This window comes from Aeromonas sp. 1HA1 (assembly GCF_029237385.1).
GTDB lineage: Bacteria > Pseudomonadota > Gammaproteobacteria > Enterobacterales > Aeromonadaceae > Aeromonas > Aeromonas popoffii.
In genome coordinates this window covers 1-23748 of the sequence record NZ_JAACGC010000037.1, presented here as the reverse complement: position 1 = coordinate 23748, position 23748 = coordinate 1, and the positions used below count along the sequence as shown (strand labels likewise).

General features: G+C 59.5%; 20 protein-coding genes. 12 read left to right on the top strand and 8 right to left on the bottom strand.

The annotated features are described in order from the left end of the window. The first annotated feature begins 3 nt into the window (after positions 1-3). Positions 4-171 carry a hypothetical protein gene (locus GWQ22_RS12695; RefSeq protein WP_275930520.1) on the top strand — a complete coding sequence of 56 codons (168 nt, stop codon included), beginning with the start codon at positions 4-6 and terminating at the stop codon, positions 169-171. Positions 172-292: 121 nt separating this feature from the next. Here GWQ22_RS12695 and GWQ22_RS12690 read toward each other — a convergent pair whose 3' ends face one another. The 3 genes from GWQ22_RS12690 to rdgC form a co-directional block, all read right to left on the bottom strand. Continuing rightward, on the bottom strand, positions 293-1474 hold the full coding sequence (locus GWQ22_RS12690; protein ID WP_275930519.1) for a M28 family metallopeptidase: 1182 nt from the start codon (positions 1472-1474) through the stop codon (positions 293-295). 401 nt (positions 1475-1875) lie between these two features. Continuing rightward, positions 1876-3657: a gamma-glutamyltransferase gene (gene ggt, locus GWQ22_RS12685; RefSeq protein WP_275930518.1), complete on the bottom strand. Its 1782-nt coding sequence runs from the start codon at positions 3655-3657 to the stop codon at positions 1876-1878. Positions 3658-3851: 194 nt separating this feature from the next. Continuing rightward, the gene (gene rdgC, locus GWQ22_RS12680) at positions 3852-4763 is read right to left on the bottom strand and encodes a recombination-associated protein RdgC (protein WP_212514362.1); all 912 of its coding nucleotides are present in this window, start codon (positions 4761-4763) and stop codon (positions 3852-3854) included. Between the two features lie 179 nt (positions 4764-4942). Here rdgC and GWQ22_RS12675 point away from each other — a divergent pair, with 179 nt between their 5' ends. The 4 genes from GWQ22_RS12675 (at position 4943) to GWQ22_RS12660 (ending at position 11280) form a co-directional block, all read left to right on the top strand. Then, positions 4943-5371, top strand: a complete 429-nt coding sequence (locus GWQ22_RS12675; RefSeq protein WP_212514361.1) for a GNAT family N-acetyltransferase — start codon at positions 4943-4945, stop codon at positions 5369-5371. Between the two features lie 104 nt (positions 5372-5475). Continuing rightward, a complete protein-coding gene (locus tag GWQ22_RS12670; RefSeq protein WP_275930517.1) occupies positions 5476-6702 on the top strand; it encodes an exonuclease SbcCD subunit D C-terminal domain-containing protein in 1227 nt (408 codons plus the stop codon). Continuing rightward, on the top strand, positions 6699-10451 hold the full coding sequence (locus GWQ22_RS12665; protein WP_275930516.1) for an AAA family ATPase: 3753 nt from the start codon (positions 6699-6701) through the stop codon (positions 10449-10451). Before GWQ22_RS12670 ends, GWQ22_RS12665 begins: the two co-directional genes overlap by 4 nt. 178 nt (positions 10452-10629) lie before the next feature. Beyond that, complete coding sequence (locus tag GWQ22_RS12660) at positions 10630-11280, top strand: polymer-forming cytoskeletal protein (RefSeq protein ID WP_042036327.1); 651 nt, start codon at positions 10630-10632, stop codon at positions 11278-11280. A 28-nt stretch (positions 11281-11308) separates the two neighbouring features. Here the strand turns inward: GWQ22_RS12660 and GWQ22_RS12655 are convergent, their stop codons facing one another. Next, on the bottom strand, positions 11309-11857 hold the full coding sequence (locus tag GWQ22_RS12655) for a cytochrome b (protein ID WP_275930515.1): 549 nt from the start codon (positions 11855-11857) through the stop codon (positions 11309-11311). A 231-nt stretch (positions 11858-12088) separates the two neighbouring features. On the opposite strand from GWQ22_RS12655, the gene GWQ22_RS12650 reads away from it, so the two are divergent. Beyond that, a complete protein-coding gene (locus GWQ22_RS12650; protein WP_249126759.1) occupies positions 12089-12439 on the top strand; it encodes a hypothetical protein in 351 nt (116 codons plus the stop codon). A gap of 166 nt (positions 12440-12605) precedes the next feature. Here GWQ22_RS12650 and crr read toward each other — a convergent pair whose 3' ends face one another. The 4 genes from crr to cysK all read right to left on the bottom strand — a co-directional run bounded on the left by crr (position 12606) and on the right by cysK (position 16599). Then, the gene (gene crr, locus GWQ22_RS12645) at positions 12606-13115 is read right to left on the bottom strand and encodes a PTS glucose transporter subunit IIA (RefSeq protein ID WP_042871003.1); all 510 of its coding nucleotides are present in this window, start codon (positions 13113-13115) and stop codon (positions 12606-12608) included. Between the two features lie 43 nt (positions 13116-13158). Beyond that, positions 13159-14886, bottom strand: coding sequence for a phosphoenolpyruvate-protein phosphotransferase PtsI (ptsI, locus tag GWQ22_RS12640; protein WP_108536303.1), 1728 nt, complete (start codon positions 14884-14886; stop codon positions 13159-13161). Positions 14887-14930: 44 nt separating this feature from the next. After that, complete coding sequence (locus GWQ22_RS12635; RefSeq protein ID WP_005303128.1) at positions 14931-15188, bottom strand: HPr family phosphocarrier protein; 258 nt, start codon at positions 15186-15188, stop codon at positions 14931-14933. A gap of 442 nt (positions 15189-15630) precedes the next feature. Next, positions 15631-16599 (bottom strand): cysteine synthase A, encoded by a 969-nt coding sequence (gene cysK, locus GWQ22_RS12630; protein ID WP_042036320.1) that lies wholly within the window; start codon positions 16597-16599, stop codon positions 15631-15633. Between the two features lie 167 nt (positions 16600-16766). Here cysK and GWQ22_RS12625 point away from each other — a divergent pair, with 167 nt between their 5' ends. From GWQ22_RS12625 to GWQ22_RS12600, 6 genes are all read left to right on the top strand, one after another. Beyond that, positions 16767-17609, top strand: a complete 843-nt coding sequence (locus GWQ22_RS12625; RefSeq protein WP_042036319.1) for a MoxR family ATPase — start codon at positions 16767-16769, stop codon at positions 17607-17609. Between the two features lie 3 nt (positions 17610-17612). After that, entirely contained in the window at positions 17613-18776 is a 1164-nt protein-coding gene (locus GWQ22_RS12620) for a VWA domain-containing protein (protein WP_275930514.1), read from the top strand. Between the two features lie 57 nt (positions 18777-18833). Beyond that, the gene (locus GWQ22_RS12615; protein ID WP_275930513.1) at positions 18834-19955 is read left to right on the top strand and encodes a beta-ketoacyl-ACP synthase III; all 1122 of its coding nucleotides are present in this window, start codon (positions 18834-18836) and stop codon (positions 19953-19955) included. Between the two features lie 55 nt (positions 19956-20010). Beyond that, positions 20011-21453: an HD domain-containing phosphohydrolase gene (locus GWQ22_RS12610; protein ID WP_275930512.1), complete on the top strand. Its 1443-nt coding sequence runs from the start codon at positions 20011-20013 to the stop codon at positions 21451-21453. A gap of 794 nt (positions 21454-22247) precedes the next feature. Further along, entirely contained in the window at positions 22248-23291 is a 1044-nt protein-coding gene (locus GWQ22_RS12605) for an SIR2 family protein (RefSeq protein WP_275930511.1), read from the top strand. Continuing rightward, on the top strand, positions 23288-23635 hold the full coding sequence (locus GWQ22_RS12600) for a hypothetical protein (protein WP_275930510.1): 348 nt from the start codon (positions 23288-23290) through the stop codon (positions 23633-23635). The genes GWQ22_RS12605 and GWQ22_RS12600 overlap by 4 nt, the downstream gene beginning before the upstream one ends. Positions 23636-23748 lie beyond the last annotated feature (113 nt).

Sequence of the window (23748 nt, the reverse complement as noted above, 5' to 3'; positions counted from 1 at the left end):
AAGATGACGCCCTATCTGTTGATACTTTCCCTTGCCCTGCTGGTCATGCCGGCACTGCCTGCCGCCTGCTGGCCGGACGATCCTGCCCCCCGGGCTGCCAGTGCCCTTGAGCTTATCGAATTGAAGCAGATGCTGGCCGCCAGCGAACCCGGCCTCTCCCGTGACGCCTAGCGGCAATTGCGCCAGGACAGCCTGCTCGGCTGGCAACAAAGGCCGCACTGAACGGGGGCTGTTAACAAGAGAAGGGAGGCCAAGCCTCCCTCTTGTTATCCTGTTTTCAACGGCGCCTTGCTCAGTTGATCTTGCCCATCTCGATGGCGAAGCTGGTGGCCAGCTGGGCAAACTTGAGGGCGTGGCCGGCGGAGGCGTCCGAATTTTTCAGGGTATCCTGCGCGGTGTGGATATTGGGGTTGTAGTCGTTGAAGCGCGACTCGAACGGCATGGCGGCGGGATAGCCCTGATTGTGCCAGGAGGCGTGATCCGAGCAGCCGTAGCCACAGCTGTCGTAGCCATAGCTGATCTGCGGCAGGTAGGCATCGAGCAACTGGGCGAGATAGCCAGTCAGTCCCTTGTCCGTGTAATCGGTCATGAAGACGATGTCCTCGGCCGAGCCCTGGTAGTTGGTCATGTCCAGCTGCAGCGCGGCCAGTACCTTGGTGTTGGCTGCCTTGTAGCGGCTGGCGATGTCCTTGGATCCGCGCAAGCCCACCTCTTCTGCCGCATAGCCGATAAATTGCAGGGTGCGTTCCGGCTGGCGCCCCTGCTCGGCGATGACTCTCAGCACTTCGGTCAGCGTGGCGATGCCGGAGGCGTCATCGTCGGCCCCGGGGGCCAGGGTGCGGCTGTTGGGGGCCGAGCCTGCGGTGGAGTCGAGATGACCGCCAATCACCACCACTTCATCCGGATAGCGACTGCCCTTGAGGGTCAGCACCACGGATTGCTGCGGGTAGCCGCTGTGCTTGACCCGGATGACGCTGGCCCAGGGCAGGGGGGCGCCCAGGCTCTGCCACTGGCTGGCCACCCAGTCGGCGGATTGCACCCCTGTGGTGGTGGTGTAGTAGCGGTTGCGCCAGCTGGCGAGCTTGCTGATGGTGCCGACAATGTTGCCCTGATCCAGATAGGGCAGCAGTCGGTTGATACTGGCACTCTGGGTCAGCGGCGGCGGGCTGAACAGGTTTTGTGTGAGGGGCTGGGCCATGCTCTGCAAGGCGTCGGCCAGGGTGCTGTGCACCACATAACCACCGCAGCGCTGATGACCTTCGTGCATCAGGTGGGAGAGGGTGCCGAGCTCGCTCGCCTCGATCTGCGCCAGCTGGACGGGGGCGCCGCTGGCACTGAACAGGGGGGCCAGCTTGGCCTTGACTTGCTTGAGTTCGACGCCGCTGTCGGCACCGATCGTGATCCAGACGGGGTCGGCGGCCTGCACGGCGAGGGGCAGCAGGGGGAGCAAGAGGGCGGTCAGCAAGGGTTTCATATCGGATCCTTCCGGGTTGAGTGACAGGTGAATACCATGAATGGGTGTCATAAGACGACCAACTCAGTCTAGTCAGGGGATCGCACGCCGGATCTGCCCATCTGGCGGGTTTCCCCATCCGGTGGGGGTCGCTGCAGGATCTGCTGTTTAGCTGGGGGTTGGTCAGTGCTTTGTGCTGATGAGAGGGGGAGTGGCAGTCTGGTCGCCGTGCCGTGGTCATTGTGTCCCGGCTGGGGGGCTGACGCAGGGACCCAAAGTGTGCCATGTCGGCCATGTTGTGCCGGGATGGCCGGATTGATCAGGCCGGCCCGGGCGATGGCCTAACCAGGCTCGCTGCCGTTGGGGGCGGCCACAAGCACCAAGGCGACCCTCAGGTCGCCTTGGTGAAGAGACGCGGGCATTTATTGGCCCTTGGCAATCCCCTCGCGCCTCGGATCGGCGGCGCCGAACCAGCCGCCAGCATTGCGTTCGACCCCCTGCAGGCCCGAGGTCTGCTCGCTGAGTACCACTTCGTGGCCTCTCGCTCTCAATCCCTCTACCACACTCTCCGGTGTGCGTCCCGCTTCCAGCTCGGTGGGGCCGTTGCGGCTGCCGAAGTTGGGCAGGTTAATGGCTTGTTGCAGGTTCAGCCCCCAATCCTGGGTGCCGAGCAGCGTCTTGCCCACGTAGTTGATGATGGCGGAGCCCCCCGGGGAGCCCAGGCTCATTTCGATCTCGCCACTGTGCTTGTCAAACACCAGCACGGGGGACATGGAAGATCTCGGTCGTTTGCCGGGCGCCACCCGGTTCGCCACCGGCAGACCGGCGGCATCCACCGAGGTGAAGGAAAAATCGGTGAGCTGGTTGTTGAGCAGGTAGCCATTGACCATCAGCCGCGAACCGAAGCCATCCTCGATGGAACTGGTCATGGAGACCGCCATGCCGGCCTTGTCGACGATGGAGACGTGGCTGGTGGAGGGGAGCTCAGGGGTCGCATCCTTGCCGCGGGCCAGTGCCAGCGGCGGCGTACCGGGTTGGGCGACCCCCATGGATTGCTCACCGATAAGCTTGCCCCGCTCGGCCAGATAGCCCTTGTCCAGCAGCCCCTTCACCGGCACGCTGACAAAATCGCTGTCCGCCACGTACTGGTTGCGATCGGCGAAGGCAAGGCGCGCCGCCTCGCTGTAGAGGTGAATGGCATCGCTTGAGGCGGCCAGCCCCCCCTCAGGCGTCGTCACAGGCTTGAGGGCCGCCATGTTGCGGCTCTCCAGCATGCCGAAGATCTGGCCCAGCGCTATCGTGCCGGAGGAGGGGGTCGGGAAGCCGCAGATCTGGCTCTGACGATAGTCAAAGCAGAGGCCGTCCCGCAGCTTGGCACGATAGCTGGCCAGATCGGCCGCCGCCAGCACGCCCGGGTTGGTGGGATGCTGGCGCACCTTGGTCACCATGGCTTCCGCCAGGGGCCCCTGATAGAAGGCATCCGCCCCCTGTGTGGCCAGGGTCTTCAATACCTGGGCCAGCGCCGGGTTGGTGAGCGTGCTGCCGGCAGGCCTTGGCGTGCCATCCGGCAGATAGAAGTAGGCGCGGGCATCCGGGTCTTTGGCGAGATAGGGGTCTTTTGCCAGCAGAGTGGCGAGGCGAGGGCTGATCACAAAGCCCTGTTCAGCCAGGGTGATGGCGGGCTCGAACAGCGTGGCCCAGGGCAGCTTGCCATAGCGCTGATGGGCCAGCGCCAGTGCCCGCACCGTGCCCGGCGCCCCGACAGAGCGGCCACCCACCACGCCGTCGTAGAAAGCCATGGGCTTGCCATCCTTCATGAACAGCTGATCCGTGGCGGCGGCGGGTGCAGTTTCGCGACCATCCACCGCCACGACCTGGCTGCCATCCCACACCAGCAGCAGGGAGCCACCGCCGATACCGGAGGATTGCGGCTCCACCAGAGTCAGTACCAGTTGCACCGCGATGGCGGCGTCCACGGCGCTGCCACCCGCCTGGATGATCTGGTAGCCCGCATCCACCGCCAGCGGGTTGGCGGCCGCCACCATGAAGTCATTGCCCTGCCAGCCCTGTTTGTCGGTCCAGCCGCTGGCGGCTTCCGGGGCGATCAGGGTTTGGGGAGGCGGGGCATAGTGAAAGCCTTTGTCACTGGCACAACCGGCCAGCAGGGCGAGGGCAACGGCGAGGCCCAGGGGTTTGAGCAACATGACACTCTCCTTGTCTGTTTTATGAGCGCGAAGGGGGACTATGTCACGATTGGCGCTGGTTGCTCAAGTTATTGAACAGGATCAATACCTTACTCATCTATCAATAGAGGTTACCCTCCGTAGAAACAAAAAAACTGCCCGAAGGCAGTTTTTACAATGTTCATGGCCGTTGCCAGTGACCCATGCAAGCGAGCTTAGATGGACTGCTCTTCGCCACCCAGGGCGGCAAACAGCGCCGGGATGAACTGGGCCAGTTCGGCGGTCACCAGGGCGAAATCCGCATCCAGACGGGCGGCGGGATCTTCGCTGGTGACGTCGTCGTTCTGCTCGCGCAGCTCTTCGCTGAATTTCAGGCGCTTGATGGAGAGGTCGTCCCCCAGCACGAAGCTCAGGGTCTCGCCCCAGTTGAGGGCCAGCTTGGTCACCAGCTTGTCATTGGCCAGATGGTTCTTGATTTCATCCGTCATCAGATCCTGCTGCTTGCAGCGAATGATGCCGCCGTGCTCCATGGCACTGCGCAGCTCGGCTTCATCTTCCAGCGCGAAGGCGGCGGGCAGATTGCCCTCGCTCAGCCACTCGGTCATGGTGATCTCGGGCGGGTTCTTGAGGGCCACCGGCACCACCGGCAGGGTACCGATGCTTTTGCGCAGCAGCGCCAGCAGATCGTCCGCCTTCTTGGCGGAGCCTGCGTCCACCACCATCAGATTGTCGGCCGGATTGATCCAAGCGAAGGTCTGGCTGGTACGACTGAAGGCACGGGGCAGCAGGGTGTGGAGTATCTCCTCCTTCAGCGCTTCCTTCTCTTTCTTTTTGAGGGCGCGGCCCTGCTCGAATTCGATCGCTTCTACCTTCTCCGCCAGCATCTCCTTGACCACGGAACCTGGCAGCATCTTCTCTTCCTTGCGGGCGCAGAGCAGGATGTGGCCGGAGGCGGAGTGGGTCAGGGTCGAGCCGAATTTGCCAAGGGGCTTGACCCAACCGAACCGGGAGATGTCCTGACTGCCACAAGGGGTGAAGGCACAGGCCTCGAGCTGGGTTTCCAGCTGATCCACTGTCAGGTCAAAGGGGCGGGTAAAGCGATAAATCTGCAGGTTTTTAAACCACATGGCGTCCTCGGTCTCATAGATTGTCCGGCGGGCATTGTACTAGAGAGGCGCTTTGTGATCAGCCAATCATTCTCGCTAAATAAAGGGCGATCGAGTTCACAGGGAGTCATATTCGCCCCAATCCTGTCATCAAACTCTCCTAGACTGCGAGTGTTCAGATTGTTAACAAGGATGCAAATATGTTGAGGCCGAGTCGGTCCGAGGACATGGATGAGATCGTCGAAATCTGGTTGCTGGCCTCCCTGCAGGCCCACGATTTCGTTGATGCCTCCTGCTGGTGGCAGGCCCAGGAAGATCTGCGCACCCGTTATCTCGAGCGGGCCCGTATCTGGGTCTTCGAGGAGCGCGGCGAGCTGCTCGGCTTCATGGCACTGGCGGATGATTACCTCGCGGCCCTGTTTGTGCGCCCTGACCGCCAGGGGCGCGGCGTTGGCCATGCCCTGTTGCAGGAGGCCAAGTTGCAGGGAGCCAGGCTGCATGCGCGGGTGTTTGTGGAGAACGAACAGGCGGTGCGCTTCTACCGCCGCCGCGGCTTCGTGATAGAGCGGGAGGAGTTTGATCCCCTCACCGGTCATCCCCAGTACAAGATGTGCTGCGAGTCCGCCTGATCTGACGCCACCGGCCTGTTTTGCTTGAAAAAAGGGTGGCGTATCCTCATCTTGTCTCCATTGGGTGCCGTGGGCACCTCTCCCCCATTTCGAGCCGTTTTCTCATGAAGATCCTGCATACCGCCGACTGGCACCTTGGCCACCAACTCCATGGTCATGAACGCCGCTTTGAACACGACGTTTTTCTCGACTGGTTGACCGACACCCTCAAGCAGCGTCAGATCGACGCCCTGCTGGTGGCGGGCGATCTGTTCGATACCGCCAATCCCCCCGCGAGCGCCTGGCAGCAGCTCTATCGCTTCCTGGCGAGACTGCGGGCCGAGATGCCCCGCCTCAACATGGTACTGATCGGCGGCAATCACGACTCACCCTCCAAGCTGGATGCGCCCCACGAGCTGCTGCGGGCCTTTGATCTGCATCTGGTGGGCAGCATCAGCCGGGATAGTGATGGCAAGCTTGAGACCGAACGCCTGCTGGTACCGCTGCAAGACAGGGAAGGCAAGCTGGTCGCCTGGTGCGCTGCCGTCCCCTTCCTGCGCAGTAGCGACCTGCGGGTGGAGCCGTTGGCAGAGGGGCAGGATCGGCTGATTGAGGGGGTTCGCCAGGTCTATGAGGAGGTGTTGAGTGCCGGGCGGGCGCGCTGCGAGCCCGATCAGGCGCTGATCGCCATGGGCCACGCCTATCTGGCGGCGGGCCAGCTCTCCGAGCTCTCCGAGCGGCGGGTGCTCGGCGGTAACCAGCATGCCCTGCCAGCCGACATCTTCGCCGCTGCCGACTACACGGCGCTCGGGCACCTGCATCTGGCCCAGAGCCCGGCCGAAGGGGTGCACTACAGCGGTTCGCCGTTGCCGCTCTCGCTCGCTGAGGCCAACTATAACCATCAGGTGCTGGAAGTGACCTTTGCGGGGGGGAAACTGGCCGGGGTGGAGCGGATCCCGGTACCCCGCGCGGTGGAGATGATCCGGCTGCCCGAGAGCGAACTGGAGGGGGCGATCCAGGCCATCGAGGCGCTAACGCTACCTGCTTGCCAACAAGAAGCCCAGCCCTTCCTCGAAGTGCGACTATTGTTGCCTAAACCCGAGGCCCGCATCCGCGAGCGCATTCTGGCGGCGCTGGTGGGCAAACCCGTGCGTCTGGCTCGCATCAGCACCCGTTATCTGGGATCCGGGCAGGGGCTGGCCGATGGCTCCCATCAGCGCAGGCTGGATGAGCTCTCCCCCACAGAGGTGTTCAGACTCTGCTATCAGCGTCAGTTTGACGGTGAACCCGAGGCCGAGCTGGTGGCCTCGTTTGAAGAGATATTGCAACAGGTGAAGGAGTCCGGCATATGAAGATCCTGTCCCTTCGGGGTGAAAACCTGGCCAGTCTGACCGGGCTCTTCACCATCGACTTTACCAAGGGGGCGCTTGGCGCCGCCGGTCTGTTTGCCATCACCGGCAACACGGGCGCGGGCAAGAGCACCCTGCTCGATGCCATCTGTCTGGCGCTGTACGACGAGATGCCGCGCTTCATCGCCAATCGCAAGCACGTGGCCGAGGTGGGCCGAGCGGATGACGAGGAGAAGCTCAAGGCCAATGACGTGCGCGGCATCCTCAGCCGTGGCCACGCCAGCGGCTGTGCCGAGGTGCAGTTTCGCGGCTGTGATGGCCGGATCTGGCTGGCGCGCTGGGCGGTGCGGCGGGCCCGTAATCGCTCGGAGGGGCGCTTTCAGGCTCAGGAACGCAGCCTGACTGACGTGGCGAGCGGGCAGGTTTTCTCCGGCAGCAAGCGGGAGCTGCAGGATCGCATCGATGAGCTGGTGGGGCTCTCCTGGGAGCAATTTCGCCGCGCCGTGATCCTGCCTCAGGGGGAGTTTGCCGCGTTTCTCAAGGCGAGTGCCGACGAGCGCTCCGCCCTGCTCGAACGCATGACTGGCACCGAGCTTTACTCCGTTATCTCCATCCAGACCCATGAGCGGGCGCGGGAGGAGCAGCAAAAATTGGCCGCCATCGGGCAACGGCTCGGCGACGTGGCACTGATGGACGAGGCGACCCGCGAGCAGTGGGTCGCCCGGCAGTTGGGCTGCTCCACCGGTCTCAAGCACGAGCAGCAGCAACGCCAGCTGTTGCAGGACTTGCGCGATCTCAACGATCGCATCGCCGCCCAGCTGCTGGCCTGTCAGGAGGGGCAGGCGGCCCTGGCTGCCGCAGAAGCGGCTCACGCCCTGGCCGCTCCCGAGCGGGAGGAGTTTACCCGCGCCGAGCAGGCCCAGGTGGCCCGCGCCGATCACGACGAGCTGGCGCGTCTTACCCTGGAAGTGCAGCAGCAGGAGCAGCTTATCGGCCAGTTGGGGCCTGAATTGGCACAGGTTGAACTGGCGCAGCAGCAGGTCGCGCTGCGCGAGCAGCACCTGCTGGCCGACAAGATAGCCGCCGAGCGTGAATGGGGGGCGTTGCAACCCGAGCTCAAGCGGGCGCAGGAGCTCGATACCCGCATCAGGGAGAAGGGCAGCCAGTTGCAGGACGTCCAGCAGCAGGGGGCGCAGGCGCGTACCTTGCAACTGGCACTGCAGCAGGAGTGGCAACAGCAGGCGAGCCGGGTGCAGGCACTCGAGGCACGGCGCCAGCAATGGGCACGCTGGCTGGATGAGCGCAAGGCGCTGGCGCCGCTGGCGCGGCAGTGGCAACCCTTGCTGGCGGCCATGCAGGATTGGGCAGAGGGTCGGGATCAGCTGCAACATCTGCAGCAGAGCCGTGAGCACAAGGGCCATGCCCTGCGCGATCTCAACAGCCGGCTGGAGCAGGGTCAGCAGGAGCGGGACGGCTGGCAGCAGGAGCGCACACGGCTGCAACAGCAGCATGATCAGTTGCAGGCGCAGGAGTGGGATGGTCAGGTTGCCAAGGCGCAGGAGCAGCGGCAGGCCCAGACCGAGCAGCTGGCGCGGGTGCAGCAACTGCTGGAGCTGGCGGAGGCGGGCCGCAATCACAGCGAGCAACAGGAGCGCTTGTTGCAAGAGATGGCGCTGCTCGAGCAGCATCTGCACCGGCTGGCCGGTCAGCGCGATGAGCTGGTGCCGGCGCTGGAACGGCTTGCCACCCAGCGTGGCGAGGCGCGCCATGCCCTGGAGCAGGCCCGCGCCGTGGCCAGCTTCGAGCAGTATCGTCACGTGCTGAGCGATGGCTCCCCCTGCCCGCTCTGCGGCGCCGAGGAGCACCCCTATCGCCAGAGCCAGCCGCAGGTGGCTGGCATACTGGCCCAGCTGGCCGATCGAGCCAGTCAGCTGGAGCTCGAGTGGGAGCGGCTCAATCACCAATATATTCAGGGGGAGAGCGAACGGGTTGAACTGGCCCGTCAGCTTGTCGCCAGCCAGCAGCGCCAGCCGGAGCTTGAGGCGAGATCCGAACAGCTGACCCAGCGCTGGTTGCAACTGGGCGGCAATACCCTGTTGGGGCACGGGCTGCCACTACGTCAGAGTCCGGCGGAGTGGGCAGATCTGCTGGCGCATCTCTTGGCACAGGGAGAGACTCTGGAGCTGGGTCTGGTGGCCGGACAGCGACAGCTGCAACAGGCCCAGCAAGGCCAGCAGATGTTGATGGGGCTGCGCAATCAGCTGACCCAGTTGACGGCCCGTCATCAGCAGTTCGAACAGCAGTGGCAGGAGGCCGAGCGGCAGAAGATCGCGTGGGAGGCCGAGCTAAAAGCGCTGGCCGAGCAGGAGGTCGCGCTGCGCCAGCGCCTGGTGCAGGGGGAAGCGCGACTCGATGAACAGATGGGGGCCGAACCCTGGCGCCAGTGGCTCGGCAGCCGGCAGTGGCTCGAATGGCAGCAGACCTGCGAGGCCTATTTGCAGGGACAGCGCGAGTGGGAGCAGTTGGGCAGCGAACTTGCGAGCCTGACGCCGGGCGTGAGCGCGCAGGAGGCTCGGGTGCAGAGCCAGAACGAGTTGCTGCACAAGCTGGAGCGCGACTACAAAGAGGCCGAGTTGCAGCGCCAGGGGTTGCTCGCCAGCCGCGAGGCCTGTCTGGGAGGGCGCGTCATCGCCGAGGTCGAAGGCGAATGGCAACAGCGACTGTTGCATGCCGCCAGCCAGCTCGAGGAGGCGGTGGCCGCGTTGCGGATGGCCAGGGAGAAGCAGACCGAGCTCAAGGCCAGGCTGGCTCACCTTGAGCAGGACAAGCTGGTGAGCAGCCGTCGCCGGCGCGAGGTGCTGGGCCGCTGGGCGGCGCACGCCACTACCCTGGGCATTGCCGAGTATGATCTGCGACGGCTGCTGGCGATGGGTCCGGATGAGCTCAAGTCTCGCCGGGTCGCCTTGCAGCATCTGGACGACGCCCTGGCCGAGGCTCGCACCCGGCTGGCCGAACGCCAGCGGGCGCTGGCGTTGGAGGAGGCCAAGCTGGCGCGTTATCGCGAGCATCATGGCGAATTGACCGCCCTCTCTGTGCAGGAGCTTGGTCTGCGCCTGGGGGCCAGCGAGGCCCATTGCCGCGAGCTGGAAGAGCAACTGTTTCAGTGCAAGAGCACCCTGGCCCAGGCCGAGGCGGCTGCCCTCAAGGCGGGCTCCTTGCAAGAGGAGCTGAGCCGCCAGCAGGCGGTGGCGGATCACTGGCAGCAGCTGTCCGAGCTTATCGGCTCCGCCAGCGGCGCCAAGCTGCGCACCTTCGCCCAGAGCCTCACCCTGGAGCGCCTGCTGCTGGAGGCCAATGCCCAGCTCGGCGAGCTGTCGCCGCGCTATCGACTGGAGCGGGTACCCGGCACGGATCTGGCGCTGCAGGTGGTGGATCTCGATATGGGAGATGAGGTGCGATCGGTGGACTCCCTCTCCGGCGGCGAAAGCTTCCTGGTGTCGCTGGCGCTGGCGCTGGCCCTCTCCAGCCTCTCGTCGCATCAGACCCAGATCGAGTCGCTGTTTATTGACGAGGGCTTCGGTACCCTGGATCCGGACAGCCTGGATCTTGCGCTATCCAGCCTGGACTCGCTGCAGGCGGCCGGTCGCCAGATAGGCGTCATCTCCCATGTGCAGACCCTGGTGGAGCGGATCGGCGTGCAAATTCGGGTAGACGCTCTGGGCGGCGGCGAAAGCCGGGTGGTGCTGCCCTGAATCCTGACTCACTCCGTTGAGGGACTGCGGCCCCGCCAGATGGCGGGGCTTTTTTGTTTCAGAGTTTTCGCAATATGGTCGCTTGATCTAGGTCCATGCCCGCATATTGCGGGAAAAGAGATAACCAGGGGTCATGACCCCGGTCTTGAATCCATGCACCCGCAAGAGGGAATGGTCAATGACGGTTGTACCTGAAAGGGTCTTATGTCGCATCGCAATGCGAAAACGAGGTGATGCGCTTTATGTCATCTGGTTCTGCTGGGGCCTGGCGTTGCTGCTCTATGTGTTGGGATCTGCATATTACAAATTACCCGTAGTGCCGCTGTTAGTGATGGCGCTGATGTTAATGGTGGAGAAAGTCAGAATGTTTGGACGAAAGCGCAATGAGTCTGTATCTGCGGTATCGGGTGTGGCAATGACAGTGATTGCACAGGGAGCCAGATTCACGGGTGAGCTGCAAGTGGAAGGCAATCTGGATGTGCATGGGCAGTTCATCGGAACCTTATTGGTCAGCGGGGGAACAGTTCGCATCATGGAGGGGGGCCGCGTTGAGGGAGAGGTGACCGCCGCCCATGTCACCATCAATGGCACCCTGGATGGCACTTGCGCATCGACGGAGGTGGAGATCCTCGAAAGTGGCAAGATGAAGGGGACCTTCAAAGGTGGCAGCCTTTCCATTCGAAAGGGAGGCCAGTTCATCGGGCAATCCCAAGCTCAGGAAGATAGCAACGCTGTCTCTGGCCAGAGCAAGGGGAACGTGAAGAAGTTGCAACCCGAGGGGAAACCCAAGGCCATTGATGTGCCGGAGGTGGCGGCAAAACAGGCGTAAAAAGGGGCGCCAGCGCGCCCCTCGTTGTTTAACTGCGGCGCTTGGGCAGCATATTGGTCAGTGTGTTGTCCTTGAGCACATGGTGGTGATAGATGGCGGCAACGGCGTGCAGGGCGATAAGGGCATAGCCTATGTTGGCCAGCGTCTCGTGCAGCTCCTTTATCGTTCCCCTCAAGCCATCATTAGGCGCGAGCAGGGCGGGCAGTTCGAACCCGAAGAAAGGGATGGGTTTACCGCCCACGCTCAGCAGCAGCCAGCCCAGCAGCGGGGTGAGGATCAGAAAACCGTACAGTGCAAGATGGGCGAGTTGAGCCAGCTTGTGCATCAGAGGGGATTGCTCGGGCACTATGCGGGGTGAGGGGCCGCTGAAACGCACCAGCAGCCGTGCCACGACCAGCGCCAGGATCAGCAAGCCCACCATGAAGTGAAACTCCTTCATCAGGTCGCGCCCGGCCGAGCCCCTGGGAAAGATGTCCCTGAATTCCATCAGGGCGTAGACGGCAATCATCAGCAGCAGGGTCAGCCAGTGCAGGCCGATACTCAGACTGCCATAACGTTGTTCGGTATTTTTCAACATGTTCATGTCCTTCTCGGGGAGCTCATTGCATCACTTTTTTATCCATCCGGGCTCGCTTCCTGTACCCGGACCTCTTTGCATCCAACCCCATGTTACAAGCCCTGTTCGACAAAACTTTGATCTCGATAACTTTTTAACATTTTACTCTCAGCTCTCAGGCGGTGCCTGGCCAGGCACCCCTCTGCGCGAGGCTATGCTCCTCGTAACGGCGGTGCGGATGAAGGTCTGGTCATGAAACATCTTGGGTTGGGAGCTGCGCAGCTGTTCATATTGGGCGCCATTCTGCTTGGCGTGGCTGGCAGTGGCAGCGATCGTCTCTTTGCGGCAGAGCCTGAACATCCATCGCACTTTTCCGCCTATCTGGGGCTGTTGCCGGGGCTCATCGATTCCGATGGGAGCGGTCCCTTCATCGATCTGGTCAAGGCCATAGCCGCGCTGGATGACGGGGTCGAGGTGAGCGTGATGGTTTACCCCATGTCGCGTGCGACGCGCAGCGTGGTGGTGGGAGCGACCGCTGTCAGTGACCCTGTGCGATATCGCTCACTTCAAGCAGGCCAACGTTGCCGGGCAGAGCCTGTATAACCTGTTGCTGGTGGCTGATCGGGCCCTTAATCAGGCCAAGGCACAGGGGCGTAACCGGGTGGGTTTACACACCTGGCAGGCGTCAATGGTCAGCATGGCCCCATAAAAAAACCGAAGCGCTTGGCTTCGGTTTTTCGTTGCTGTCACTGGCAATAGCCAGAGCGCATTATTTCTTGATGCGGATCACCGGGGTCTCGCCCACAGTCACTGCACCGGTCATCTTGATCAGCTCTTTGATCTCGTCCATGTTGGAGATGACAACCGGCGTCAGGGTAGACTTGGCCTTCGCTTCCAGAATAGCCAGATCGAACTCGATGATGGTATCACCGCGCTTGACCTTTTGACCTTCCTGAGCGATGCGCTTGAAGCCTTCACCTTTCAGTTCAACGGTGTCGATACCGAAGTGAACGAACAGCTCGATACCTGAGTCGGATTCCAGCGAGAACGCATGGTTGGTCTCGAAGATCTTGCCGATGGTGCCATCGCACGGCGCAACCATCTTGTTGCCAGCCGGCTTGATGGCGATACCGTCGCCGACGATCTTCTCGGCGAAGACAACGTCAGGCACATCTTCGATCGGCACGATTTCCCCTGACAGCGGGGCAAAAATTTCGATGCCGCCGGTATCAGAGCTATCATCGGAAACCAGTTTCTTCAGTTTATCAAACAGACCCATATTAAAAGCTCCTAGAGATGATTGTCGCTGTTTGCAGCCGATCTTAGCAGACTGCCTTCTGCTTAATAAAGTTATCTACACAGGCTTCGATTTCGGCGGCAGTTGCATAGCTCAATGCCTGGTCAGCCATTGCCTTCACATCTTCGAAGTTGGTGTTACGGATAAGCTTCTTGATACGCGGTACAGAGATGGAGCTCATGGAGAACTCATCCAGACCCATACCCAGCAGCAGCAGTGTGGCGCGTTCGTCACCAGCCAGCTCACCACACATACCGGTCCACTTGCCATTGTCATGGGAAGCGTCGATAACCATCTTGATCAGCGTCAGGACGGAGGGTGACAGCGGGTTGTACATGGCGGAGATCATCTCGTTACCACGGTCGACAGCCAGGGTGTACTGGGTCAGGTCGTTGGTACCGATACTGAAGAAATCCACTTCTTTAGCCAGATGATGAGCCATCACGGCAGCAGCCGGAGTCTCGATCATGATACCCACTTCGATGGATTCATCAAAGGCTTTGCCTTCGGTGCGCAGTTCGGCTTTCAGCGTCTCTACGGTGGCTTTCAGGCTACGGAACTCTTCGACAGAGATGATCATCGGGAACATGATGCGCAGTTTGCCGAAGGCAGACGCACGCAGTATGGCCCGCAGCTGAGCGTTCATGATGTCTTCGCGATCGAAGAAAATACGCACGGCACGCCAGCCCAGGAAGGGGTTCATCTCTTTCGGGAAATTCATATAAGGCAGTTCTTTGTCGCCGCCAATGTCCATAGTACGGACGATGATCGGCTGATCCGGCATGGCCGCTGCCACTTCTTTATAGGCTTTGAACTGCTCGTCTTCGGTCGGCAGCGCGTCACGGTCCATGAACAGGAACTCGGTACGGTACAGACCCACGCCTTCGGCGCCATTGCGGATGGCACCTTCGGTATCCTTGACGGTACCTATGTTGGCGCACACTTCGACCTGATGACCATCTAGCGTGATGGCAGGCAGGTCTTTCAGCTTGGCCAGCTCGTCCTTCTCGGCCTGGAACTGGGCCTGGAACTGTTTGGCTTCCGTCAGCTGCTCGGCGGTCGGGTTGATGATGATCTGGTTGTTGATCGCATCCAGTACCAGCATGTCACCGTTCTTGACACGCTCGGTGATGTCATTGGTGCCCACGATGGCAGGCAGCTCGAGTGAGCGGGCCATAATGGAAGTGTGAGAGGTACGGCCACCGATATCGGTAACGAAACCCAGCACATATTTCAGGTTGATCTGAGCGGTTTCAGACGGGGTCAGGTCTTTGGCGACCAGGATGACCTCTTCGTCGATGGTGCTCAGGTTGACAACGGCGATACCCAGCACGTTTTTTACCAGACGGGTGCCGATGTCACGGAAGTCGGTGGCGCGCTCGCGCAGGTAGGGATCGTCCAGATCGGCCATCATCTTGGCGTATTGCTCGATGACTTCGTAGACGGCCTTATCAGCGGTGGCCTTGTTGTCTTTGATGAAGGATCTGATATCCCCTTCCAGCTCCTCATCTTCGAGCAGCATGATGTGGCCTTCGAAGATGGCCTCTTTTTCCTCACCGAAGGTACGACCAGCCATCGTTTTGATGGCTTCCAGCTGGACAGCTGACTTGGTGCGGGCTTCGAGGAAGCGGTTGATCTCGGCGTCAATCTGGTCAGCAGAAATCTTGCCCTGATTGATAACGATTTCATCTTCTTTAAGAAGAAGCGCCTTACCGAATGCGATACCGGGGGACGCAAGAATGCCAGATATCATAATCCTTCCTATTAAAACGACTGTGGGGGAGGAATAAAGCTGGATTACTCCAGCTCGTCCATCAGGGCAACCAGCTTCTCAACGGCTTTCTGAGCGTCCGGGCCATCGGCCTGGATGGTCACGTTGGTGCCTTTGGTCAGGCCCAGGGTCTGCAACTTGAACAGGCTCTTGGCGCTGGCAGATTTGCCACCGGAGACCACAGTGATCTCGCTTTGGAATTCTTTGGCTTCTTTCACGAACTGAGCTGCCGGACGGGTGTGCAGACCGTTTTCAGCAGTGATAACAACAGACTTCTCGTACATGGTTTCACCCCATATTATTGATATTTTTTGGAGAGATGGATGCTTTTGACGCTTCCTTATCTCACCGTGTCAGTATGGATATGTTGTAAAGTAACGAAATCAGACCTGCAATGGTTTAATCCAGGTCAATTTTCTGTGCAGTATTCGGTGTCTGCCTAAACTCTTTTTCGTTATCGCGCTACAAGCCGCATAAATACTGGCTTGAAATTATTTTTTAACGAAAAATAACACTTTGTTACTTTGTGATACCTAGTCGGCAAATACCTCGTGACGCCGCACAGGATATGAGATTTATCACAGAATGTCTGCTTTTTTTGTCGTCCGCCAGCTTGTTATTTTACCCCAAAAAATAAGGGACCGAGTGGCGCTACCACCTGCTCAGTCTAGCTCATAAAAAAACGGCGCTCCTGGGAGCGCCGTTGTTCTGAAAGAATGCGATCACCTACTGCAGCAGTTCTTGCTCGCTGAACACCCCGGCAAACAGGGCGCTGGAGAGGTAACGTTCGGCGGCGCTCGGCAGTATGACGACGATTGTCTTGTCGGCAAATTCCGGCAACTCGGCCAGACGGGCGGCGGCCACGACGGCAGCCCCCGAGCTTATCCCGGCCAGGATCCCTTCCTCTTCCATCAGGCGACGGGCCATCTCGATGGCATCATCGCTGCTTACCTGTTCGACACGGTCCAGCAGGGTCAGGTCCAGGTTGCCCGGAATGAAACCGGCGCCAATGCCCTGGATCTTGTGAGGACCCGGCTTGATTTCAAGACCGGCCAGACGCTGGCTAATCACGGGTGACTCGCTCGGCTCGACGGCCACCGAGACCACGGCCTTGCCCTTGGTCTGTTTCAGATAGCGGGAGACACCGGTAATGGTGCCACCAGTGCCGACGCCTGCCACGAACACATCCACCTGACCATCGGTGGCATCCCAGATCTCGGGTCCCGTGGTCTTTTCGTGGATTTCCGGGTTGGCGGGGTTTTCAAACTGTTGCAGCAGGACATATTTGCCCGGCTCGGATTCGAGGATCTCGTTGGCCTTGGCGATGGCGCCTTTCATGCCCAGCGGGCCTTCGGTCAGCACCAGATTGGCGCCGAGCGCCTTGAGCAGCTTGCGGCGCTCCAGGCTCATGGTGGCGGGCATGGTCAGGGTGATGGGATAACCGCGAGCGGCGGCCACGAAAGCCAGAGCAATACCCGTGTTACCGCTGGTGGGCTCGATGATCTCCTTGCCCTTGGTCAGAACGCCGCGTTTCTCGGCATCCCAGATCAGGTTGGCGCCGATGCGGCACTTGACGCTGAAGCTCGGGTTACGGCTCTCAATCTTGGCCAGTACGCGGCCCTTGGTAACACGGTTGAGTCGAACCAGCGGGGTGTGACCTATGGTCTGGCTGTTGTCCTCAAAAATTTTGCTCATGGTGCTATCCCTGTTTGTTACGGCGATGAAACAAGATTACCCTGTGGTTTCTGAATGAGAAGTGACGATTTGTTATAACAATATGTTATTACAAGATATAGAGCTTATTCTTTCTTACTGAGGCCTCAGTCTCCAAAAGGTCTCTTGTCGTCAAAGGAATGGACGTTATGGGATTTGCAGGAAGCGATCGCTATCTCGCCTCAGAGGCGCTAAAGATGGCGGTCAATGCGGCAATAGTGCTGGAAAAACCGTTACTTATCAAAGGTGAACCCGGCACAGGCAAGACGGAGCTGGCCGAAGCTGTGGCCAGCTCGCTCGGTACCCAGCTGATCGCCTGGCACATCAAATCCACCACCAAGGCCCAGCAGGGGTTGTATGAGTACGATGCTGTGGCGCGGCTGCGTGACTCCCAGCTTGGCGATCCGCGAGTGGGGGAGATCAGTCACTACATTCGCCAGGGCAAGCTGTGGCAAGCCTTCACCGCCGAGCAGCGGCCCGTGCTGCTCATCGACGAAATCGACAAGGCGGACATCGAATTTCCCAACGACTTGCTGCTGGAGCTGGATCGGATGGAGTTCGATGTCTACGAGACGGGCGAGCGAGTCAAAGCCCGCCAGCGTCCCGTGGTCATCATCACCTCCAACAATGAAAAAGAGTTGCCGGACGCCTTCCTGCGCCGCTGCTTCTTTCACTACATCCGCTTCCCCGACAAGGCCGAGATGCAGGCCATCGTCAATCTGCACTATCCGAACCTGAAAGCGGCGCTGCTGGACGAGGCCATGGCGCTCTTCTTCGAGTTGCGCGAAGTGGATGGGCTGCGCAAAAAGCCCTCCACCTCCGAGCTGTTGGACTGGATCCGGCTGCTGCTGGCCGACGACATCTCCCCCGAGGCGATGCGCACCCGCGCGCCTGGCAAGCTGGTGCCTGCCCTCTACGGCGCTCTGCTCAAGACCGAACAGGACTTGCATCTGTTTGAAAAGCTGGCCTTTCTGGCGCGTCGCGGCAGCTAACTCATGCTGATCGATTTTTTTACCCACCTGCGCCGCCACAAGCTTCCGTGCAGCCTGCGCGAACTGCTGGACTTGCACGCAGCGCTGGCCGCCCTGCTGGTCACTCTCGATATGGATGCGTTCTACCAGCTCGCCCGCTGCCTGCTGGTGAAAGACGAGGCCCATTACGATCGCTTCGATCGCGCCTTTGCCGACTATTACGATGGCCTGCAGGCCACGCCCCTGTTGCCAGAGACCCTGCCGGATGAGTGGTTGCGCAAGGAGTTTGAACGGCTGCTGAGCCCGGAAGAAAAAGCGCTGCTGCAATCCCTTGGCGGGTTCGACAAGCTGCTGGAAACCCTCAATCAGCGCTTGAGCGAACAGAAAGGTCGCCACGCCGGCGGCAACAAATGGGTGGGCACGGGAGGCAGCAGCCCGTTCGGCCACGGTGGTGTTCACCCCGAAGGGATCCGCATGGGGGGAGAGAGCCAGCACGGCAAGGCGGCCAAGGTGTGGGAGGCGCGTCACTATCGCAACTTCAGCGACGACTCGCCGCTGGGGCAGCGTGCCATTCAGCTGGCGTTGCGCAAGCTCAGGCGCTGGGTGCGCCAGGGCAACCCGGACGAACTGGATCTCGACGACACCATCCAGAGCACGGCCCGGCAGGGCTGGCTCGATGTGAAGTTGAGGCCGGCACGCCACAACGGCGTCAAGTTGCTGGTCTTTTTCGATGTGGGGGGCTCCATGGATCTCCACGTGGCCGAGGTGCAGCGGCTCTTCTCGGCGCTGCGCCACGAGTTCAAGCATCTGGCGTACTTCTATTTTCACAACTGTCTCTACGACTTCGTCTGGCAAGACAACAACCGCCGGGCCGAGGAGCGTTTTGATACCTTGCGGCTGCTGCGCACCTACGGCAGCGACTACAGGGTGATTGTGGTGGGGGATGCCAAGATGGGCCCCTATGAGATCACCTGGCCCGGTGGCAGTGTCGAGCAGTGGAACGAGGAGGCGGGTCAGGTGTGGCTCGCCCGCCTGCAGCAGCACTTTCCCAAGCTGGTGTGGCTCAACCCGGTTCCGAGGCGGGAGTGGCTCTGGCATCCCTCCATCAAGTTAATGAATGAACTGGTTGGCGGGCGCATGCATCCGCTGACCCTGGCCGGTCTCGCCGCGGCGATCGATCAGCTGTAATGACCTCTCTACCCTAAAAAGCCAACAAGCCGGGAACGCACCCGGCCAGGAGCAAAGATGACTTCTATCGTGATCAGTGGATCAGGCCTGTATACCCCGCCTTTTGCCGTCAGCAACGAAGCGCTGGTGGCTGCCTTCAACCAGTATGTGGATCTCTACAACGAGGAGAACGCCTCCGCTATCGATGCGGGCCAGCTGTCTGCCAAGCAGCATTCGAGCTGCGAATTCATCGAGAAGGCCTCCGGCATCAAGAGCCGCTATCTGGTGAGCAAGGAAGGGGTGCTGGATCCCGACATCATGCAGCCGCTGCTGGCGGAGCGAGCCGATGACAAACCCTCCATCATGGTGGAGATGGCAGTGGCCGCCGCCGAGCAGGCGTTGATCGCCGCCGGCCGCGAGCCGGGAGAGATAGATCTGGTCATCGTCGCCGCCTCCAACATGCCGCGCCCCTATCCGGCGCTGGCCATCGAGTTGCAGCACTACCTGGGGGCGGGCGGTATGGCCTTTGACATGAACGTGGCCTGCTCGTCTGCCACCTTTGGCATCAAGGCGGCAGCCGACATGCTGGCGGCGGGTAGCGCCAAACTGGCGCTGGTGGTGAACCCGGAGATCTGCTCGGGGCACCTCAACTTTCGTGACAGGGATAGCCACTTTATCTTCGGCGATGCCTGTACCGCCGTGCTGCTGGAGCGGGAAGAAGGGTGCAAGGTCAGCAACCCCTGGCAACTGGTGGCCAGCAAGCTGGTGACCCAGTACTCCAACAACATTCGCAACAACTTTGGCTTCCTGAACCGGCTCAGCCCGCGCACCCGTTATGGTGATGACAAGCTGTTCTGCCAGCAGGGGCGCAAGGTGTTCAGGGAAGTGCTGCCGCTGGTGTGCGATCAGATAGCCGGCCAGCTTGATGAGCAGGGTTGGCCGGCGGATACCCTGAGCCGGCTCTGGCTGCATCAGGCCAACCTCACCATGAACCAGTTCATCGGTCGCAAGCTGCTGGGGCACGATGCCAGCCAGCAAGAGGCGCCGGTCATTCTCGACAGTTACGGCAACACCAGCTCGGCGGGTTCCATTATCGCGTTCCATCTGTACAATCGCGACCTGCCTGCAGGGGCTCGCGGCGTGCTCTGCTCGTTTGGCGCTGGCTATTCGATAGGGAGTCTGCTGCTGCGGCGTCTGTGAGGGGCGGGGGCATATCCCTGCCGTCATTACCAAAAACAGCGGTCAGGGTGGAATCATGCAGAAAATCACGGGGCGCTGCGCCCTGCACTATGGGGTGACACTGCCACTCTTTTGCCTCTACGGGTTGCAGGTCTCGTTTCAGGAGAGCCTGACCCTGCCCCAGTTGCTGGGGCCCACCCTGCTGGTCTTCACCCTCATGTTTGCCGTGCGCCATTGGGTGTTGTGCCGACAGGTCCTGCCCGGCAGCGGGCTCAGCAGCTTCGGGCTGGAGGTGGGCTTCTACCTGCTGGGGGCGCTGCTGCTTTCGGGCTACAGCGGCCTCATGCTTGATCTCCCGCTGTCGAGCCACCTCAAGATCCTGCTGGGGATGACGACCCTGGGCTTTCTGGTGGCCGCGGATCTGTCGCTGGCGCGGGACTGGAACCTGGCCAAACAGCGGGAGCATCAGGGCTCGCTGGTGCTGACCCGGCCGCTGGCCATGCCGGTTTCCCGCAAGTTCTCTCTGTTTACCTTCACCACGCTCGTGCTGCTGGGGGGCGTCTTATTCCTGCTGTTCAACAAGGATCTGGAGCGGCTGGCGACGGTGGACAGAAGCCTGTCGCGGCTCGATGTCCAGCAATACATCTTGCTGGAAATTGCCTTCGTGATGGGGGTGACCTTCTGTTACCTCTGGCTCATCATTCGTGGCTATGGCCGCAATCTGACCCTCTTCCTAGAGCACCAGATGCGTACCATGGCACAGGTGCAATGCGGCGATCTGGATGCGCGGGTGCCGGTCACCCGGGATGACGAATTCGGCCTGATCGCCGCCAGCACCAACCAGATGATCGGCGAGCTGAAGGCGCGCCGCGACGAGCTCAACCTGACCCGGGACGTGGCCATCCTCGGCCTCGCCTCGCTGGCGGAGACCCGTGACAACGAGACAGGTGCCCACATCATCCGCACCCAGCACTATGTCAAGGTGCTGGCCGAACACCTGAGCCGCCACGACGCCGAGCGTTATCCCCTCGACGACGCCACCATAGACCTGCTGTTCAAGTCGGCGCCGCTGCACGACGTGGGCAAGGTGGGCATTCCCGATGCGATCCTGCTCAAGTCGGGCAAGCTGACCGACGAAGAGTTCGCCATCATGAAGCGCCATCCCCAGATAGGGGCCGATGCACTCGCCAGCGCCGAGGCCGAGCTCGGCTCCAACTCCTTCCTGCGGCTGGCGCGGGAGATCTCCCTCACCCACCACGAGAAGTGGGATGGCAGTGGTTATCCGGCTGGCTTGGCCGGGGAGTGCATCCCGATTTCGGGCCGCTTGATGGCGGTGGCGGATGTCTACGATGCCCTCATCTCGAAACGGGTCTACAAGCATGCCTTCACCCACGAAGAGGCGAAAGCCATCATAGTGCAGGGGCGCGGCAGCCATTTCGATCCCGGGATGGTCGATGCCTTCCTCGCTTGCGAGGGGGCCTTCAGGCAGATTGCTGCCGAGCACCGGGATCAGGCGTGATAAAAGCAGGGTGGCCTGTCCATGCCGCTGCAGCAGGGTAGACACAGGGCGTCCGTCACTTAGTCACCATCCAGGTCTGATTTTACCGGCCCGCATCGCTCTAAACGGGAACATGCTGCGGTCACCCGATGACGACCTCTCCCTTTGCTGGATGCAAGGGAATGGAAGGGATGGAAGAGGATGTAAAGGGATCGAAGAGGATGACAGGTTGTCGCGAGTCCGGCGCAAGGCGCGGGGCGTCTTCGATAGAGCGCACGACATGGACTATGTCGGCCTGTGCTTTAGCGGGACAGCGCCGAGCCAATATCACCCATGGAAGACAATCCCCCAGGGACATGGCCCGCCCGCACTCGCGTAAACCCCACATACCTTGGCCGCATGTCACTCACACTTAGCGAGGCACCCGCTGCCGCGCGGATCTTGCTGCGGTTCGTCAACCCTGCCTAATAGCATGAGCTGATATGCACGATGCTATGCATTTAGCCATCACCAGAGCGACCGACAAGCCCGCAGAGGGCAACAAGGAAGTATTAAGCGAGCAAGCGAAGCGGGGTTTGGCGAGCGTAGCGAGGAGCCCTTAAGCGGAGTTCTGGCAATAACTGTACGATAGGGGTACTAGACTCTCATTTGTTAGGTGAATTAGAAGCACCTTTAGGCGTTTGGACCAGCAGGTTCACATAGAAAGTGTTCGCTAGCTTACACATTTAATAATTACCGATTGAGCCCCGCATTCAAACGAAGTAATCTCGTTAAAATTATTAATGAACTAATCTATTGTGCTTTACGAGATAAATATGGACGAAGATAACGTTAAGCGTTTGCTACAAAGTTTTTTTACCCAAACACCATTGGTGATAATCGGTTCCGGTCTATCTTTGGGGGAAGGTGTGTCTGGCATGTGGCAACTGTCGCAGCATTTAAAAGTAAAAATACCAAACTTAGTAAGCGGTGTGGAACTGGACGAGTGGCTTGGAATTGAGCTCGATATTGATGCAGGCGTAATGTTTGAAGATGCGATGTCAAAGCTTAATCAAAACAGCATGCTGGTTCCGCACATAATAAATGAAACTGCATCTTTGCTATGTGAGGATGAACGGAAAATATTCAAAGACGTACTTACAAGAAAGAAAGTTCTTCAGTTGGAATCTCTTATTAAACATCTTTCACACAACCAAAACGAAATTATTTTCGTCACGCCAAATTACGACCGGTTGATTGAGCTAGCATGTGAGATGCGGGGAGTGGAAATTCTAACTGGATTCAATGGGGTGTATTACTCCCCACATAACCCAGTGGATGAAAAGGATAAGGTAACGGTTATTGAACAGCGAAAAACGCATGGTGCAAGGCCTGCGGTTTCAGTAAAAAAGAAACTCCATGCGCATGTATTAAAGCCTCATGGGGGACTTGATTGGTATGAAGATAATGGTCGCGTATTCAAATCCCAAGTAAAAATAGCCGCCAAAAGACTAATGATTACGCCAGGCACTAGTAAATTTAGGGCCGGATATCAACACCCCTTTGATTATCATAGGGAACGTGCCAATGCATTTATTAAAAGTGCTCAATCTATTTTAATAATTGGTTATGGATTTAATGATGAACAACTCGAAACGCATTTGAAAAACAGACTAATTACTGGAACAAAGGCGTTATTAATAACCAAGGATATAAGTCCGAATGCGGAAAAATTATGCCGTGGAATGAGTAATGTAATGACAATATCTGCATTGCAGGGAGATGATAGCAAAACAGTGGTTTGCATTGATAACACTGAAACAGTCCATGATGGAATGTGGTGGGTTTTAGGGATTTTTATAAAGGAGGTTTTGGAATGACTGAAGTTAAAAATATCATATCAACCGATATGGATGATTATATTGGTCGTGTTGTTAGCGTAGATACCAATCGAGCTTTAATTATTGCTGAATCACCTGAAATAATACAAAAGCTAACAGTATCAGATCTAGTCGCCATATCTGGAAATACGCCACAAGAATATTTGATAGGTTTGATTGAAAAAGTAAAAAGAACTTTGGGGTCGACAGTAAATGATATTGGTCTGATTGATGATGCGGAAGAGGATGCAGAGATATCTAATGATGTTGGGTATGATATCATCCAGGTGGCACTAATTGGGACTAATTGGGACTTATTGGGAGGTGTTAGGTCTGTCTCTTGATCAGATCTTGATCCCCGAAGCCATCATCTCTTTGGCGGCAATAAAGCCGTCCAGTTTACTTTGCAGTGTTTGCCAGCCTTCCCAGAGTGAGCTCCAGCCTGCAATCCCTGTTC

Coding starts and splice junctions, on each gene's coding strand:
- GWQ22_RS12695 (WP_275930520.1), top strand. CDS start 4: ATGACGCCCTATCTGTTGATACTTTCCCTTGCCCTGCTGGTCATGCCG.
- GWQ22_RS12690 (WP_275930519.1), bottom strand. CDS start 1,474: ATGAAACCCTTGCTGACCGCCCTCTTGCTCCCCCTGCTGCCCCTCGCC.
- ggt (WP_275930518.1), bottom strand. CDS start 3,657: ATGTTGCTCAAACCCCTGGGCCTCGCCGTTGCCCTCGCCCTGCTGGCC.
- rdgC (WP_212514362.1), bottom strand. CDS start 4,763: ATGTGGTTTAAAAACCTGCAGATTTATCGCTTTACCCGCCCCTTTGAC.
- GWQ22_RS12675 (WP_212514361.1), top strand. CDS start 4,943: ATGTTGAGGCCGAGTCGGTCCGAGGACATGGATGAGATCGTCGAAATC.
- GWQ22_RS12670 (WP_275930517.1), top strand. CDS start 5,476: ATGAAGATCCTGCATACCGCCGACTGGCACCTTGGCCACCAACTCCAT.
- GWQ22_RS12665 (WP_275930516.1), top strand. CDS start 6,699: ATGAAGATCCTGTCCCTTCGGGGTGAAAACCTGGCCAGTCTGACCGGG.
- GWQ22_RS12660 (WP_042036327.1), top strand. CDS start 10,630: ATGACGGTTGTACCTGAAAGGGTCTTATGTCGCATCGCAATGCGAAAA.
- GWQ22_RS12655 (WP_275930515.1), bottom strand. CDS start 11,857: ATGTTGAAAAATACCGAACAACGTTATGGCAGTCTGAGTATCGGCCTG.
- GWQ22_RS12650 (WP_249126759.1), top strand. CDS start 12,089: ATGAAACATCTTGGGTTGGGAGCTGCGCAGCTGTTCATATTGGGCGCC.
- crr (WP_042871003.1), bottom strand. CDS start 13,115: ATGGGTCTGTTTGATAAACTGAAGAAACTGGTTTCCGATGATAGCTCT.
- ptsI (WP_108536303.1), bottom strand. CDS start 14,886: ATGATATCTGGCATTCTTGCGTCCCCCGGTATCGCATTCGGTAAGGCG.
- GWQ22_RS12635 (WP_005303128.1), bottom strand. CDS start 15,188: ATGTACGAGAAGTCTGTTGTTATCACTGCTGAAAACGGTCTGCACACC.
- cysK (WP_042036320.1), bottom strand. CDS start 16,599: ATGAGCAAAATTTTTGAGGACAACAGCCAGACCATAGGTCACACCCCG.
- GWQ22_RS12625 (WP_042036319.1), top strand. CDS start 16,767: ATGGGATTTGCAGGAAGCGATCGCTATCTCGCCTCAGAGGCGCTAAAG.
- GWQ22_RS12620 (WP_275930514.1), top strand. CDS start 17,613: ATGCTGATCGATTTTTTTACCCACCTGCGCCGCCACAAGCTTCCGTGC.
- GWQ22_RS12615 (WP_275930513.1), top strand. CDS start 18,834: ATGACTTCTATCGTGATCAGTGGATCAGGCCTGTATACCCCGCCTTTT.
- GWQ22_RS12610 (WP_275930512.1), top strand. CDS start 20,011: ATGCAGAAAATCACGGGGCGCTGCGCCCTGCACTATGGGGTGACACTG.
- GWQ22_RS12605 (WP_275930511.1), top strand. CDS start 22,248: ATGGACGAAGATAACGTTAAGCGTTTGCTACAAAGTTTTTTTACCCAA.
- GWQ22_RS12600 (WP_275930510.1), top strand. CDS start 23,288: ATGACTGAAGTTAAAAATATCATATCAACCGATATGGATGATTATATT.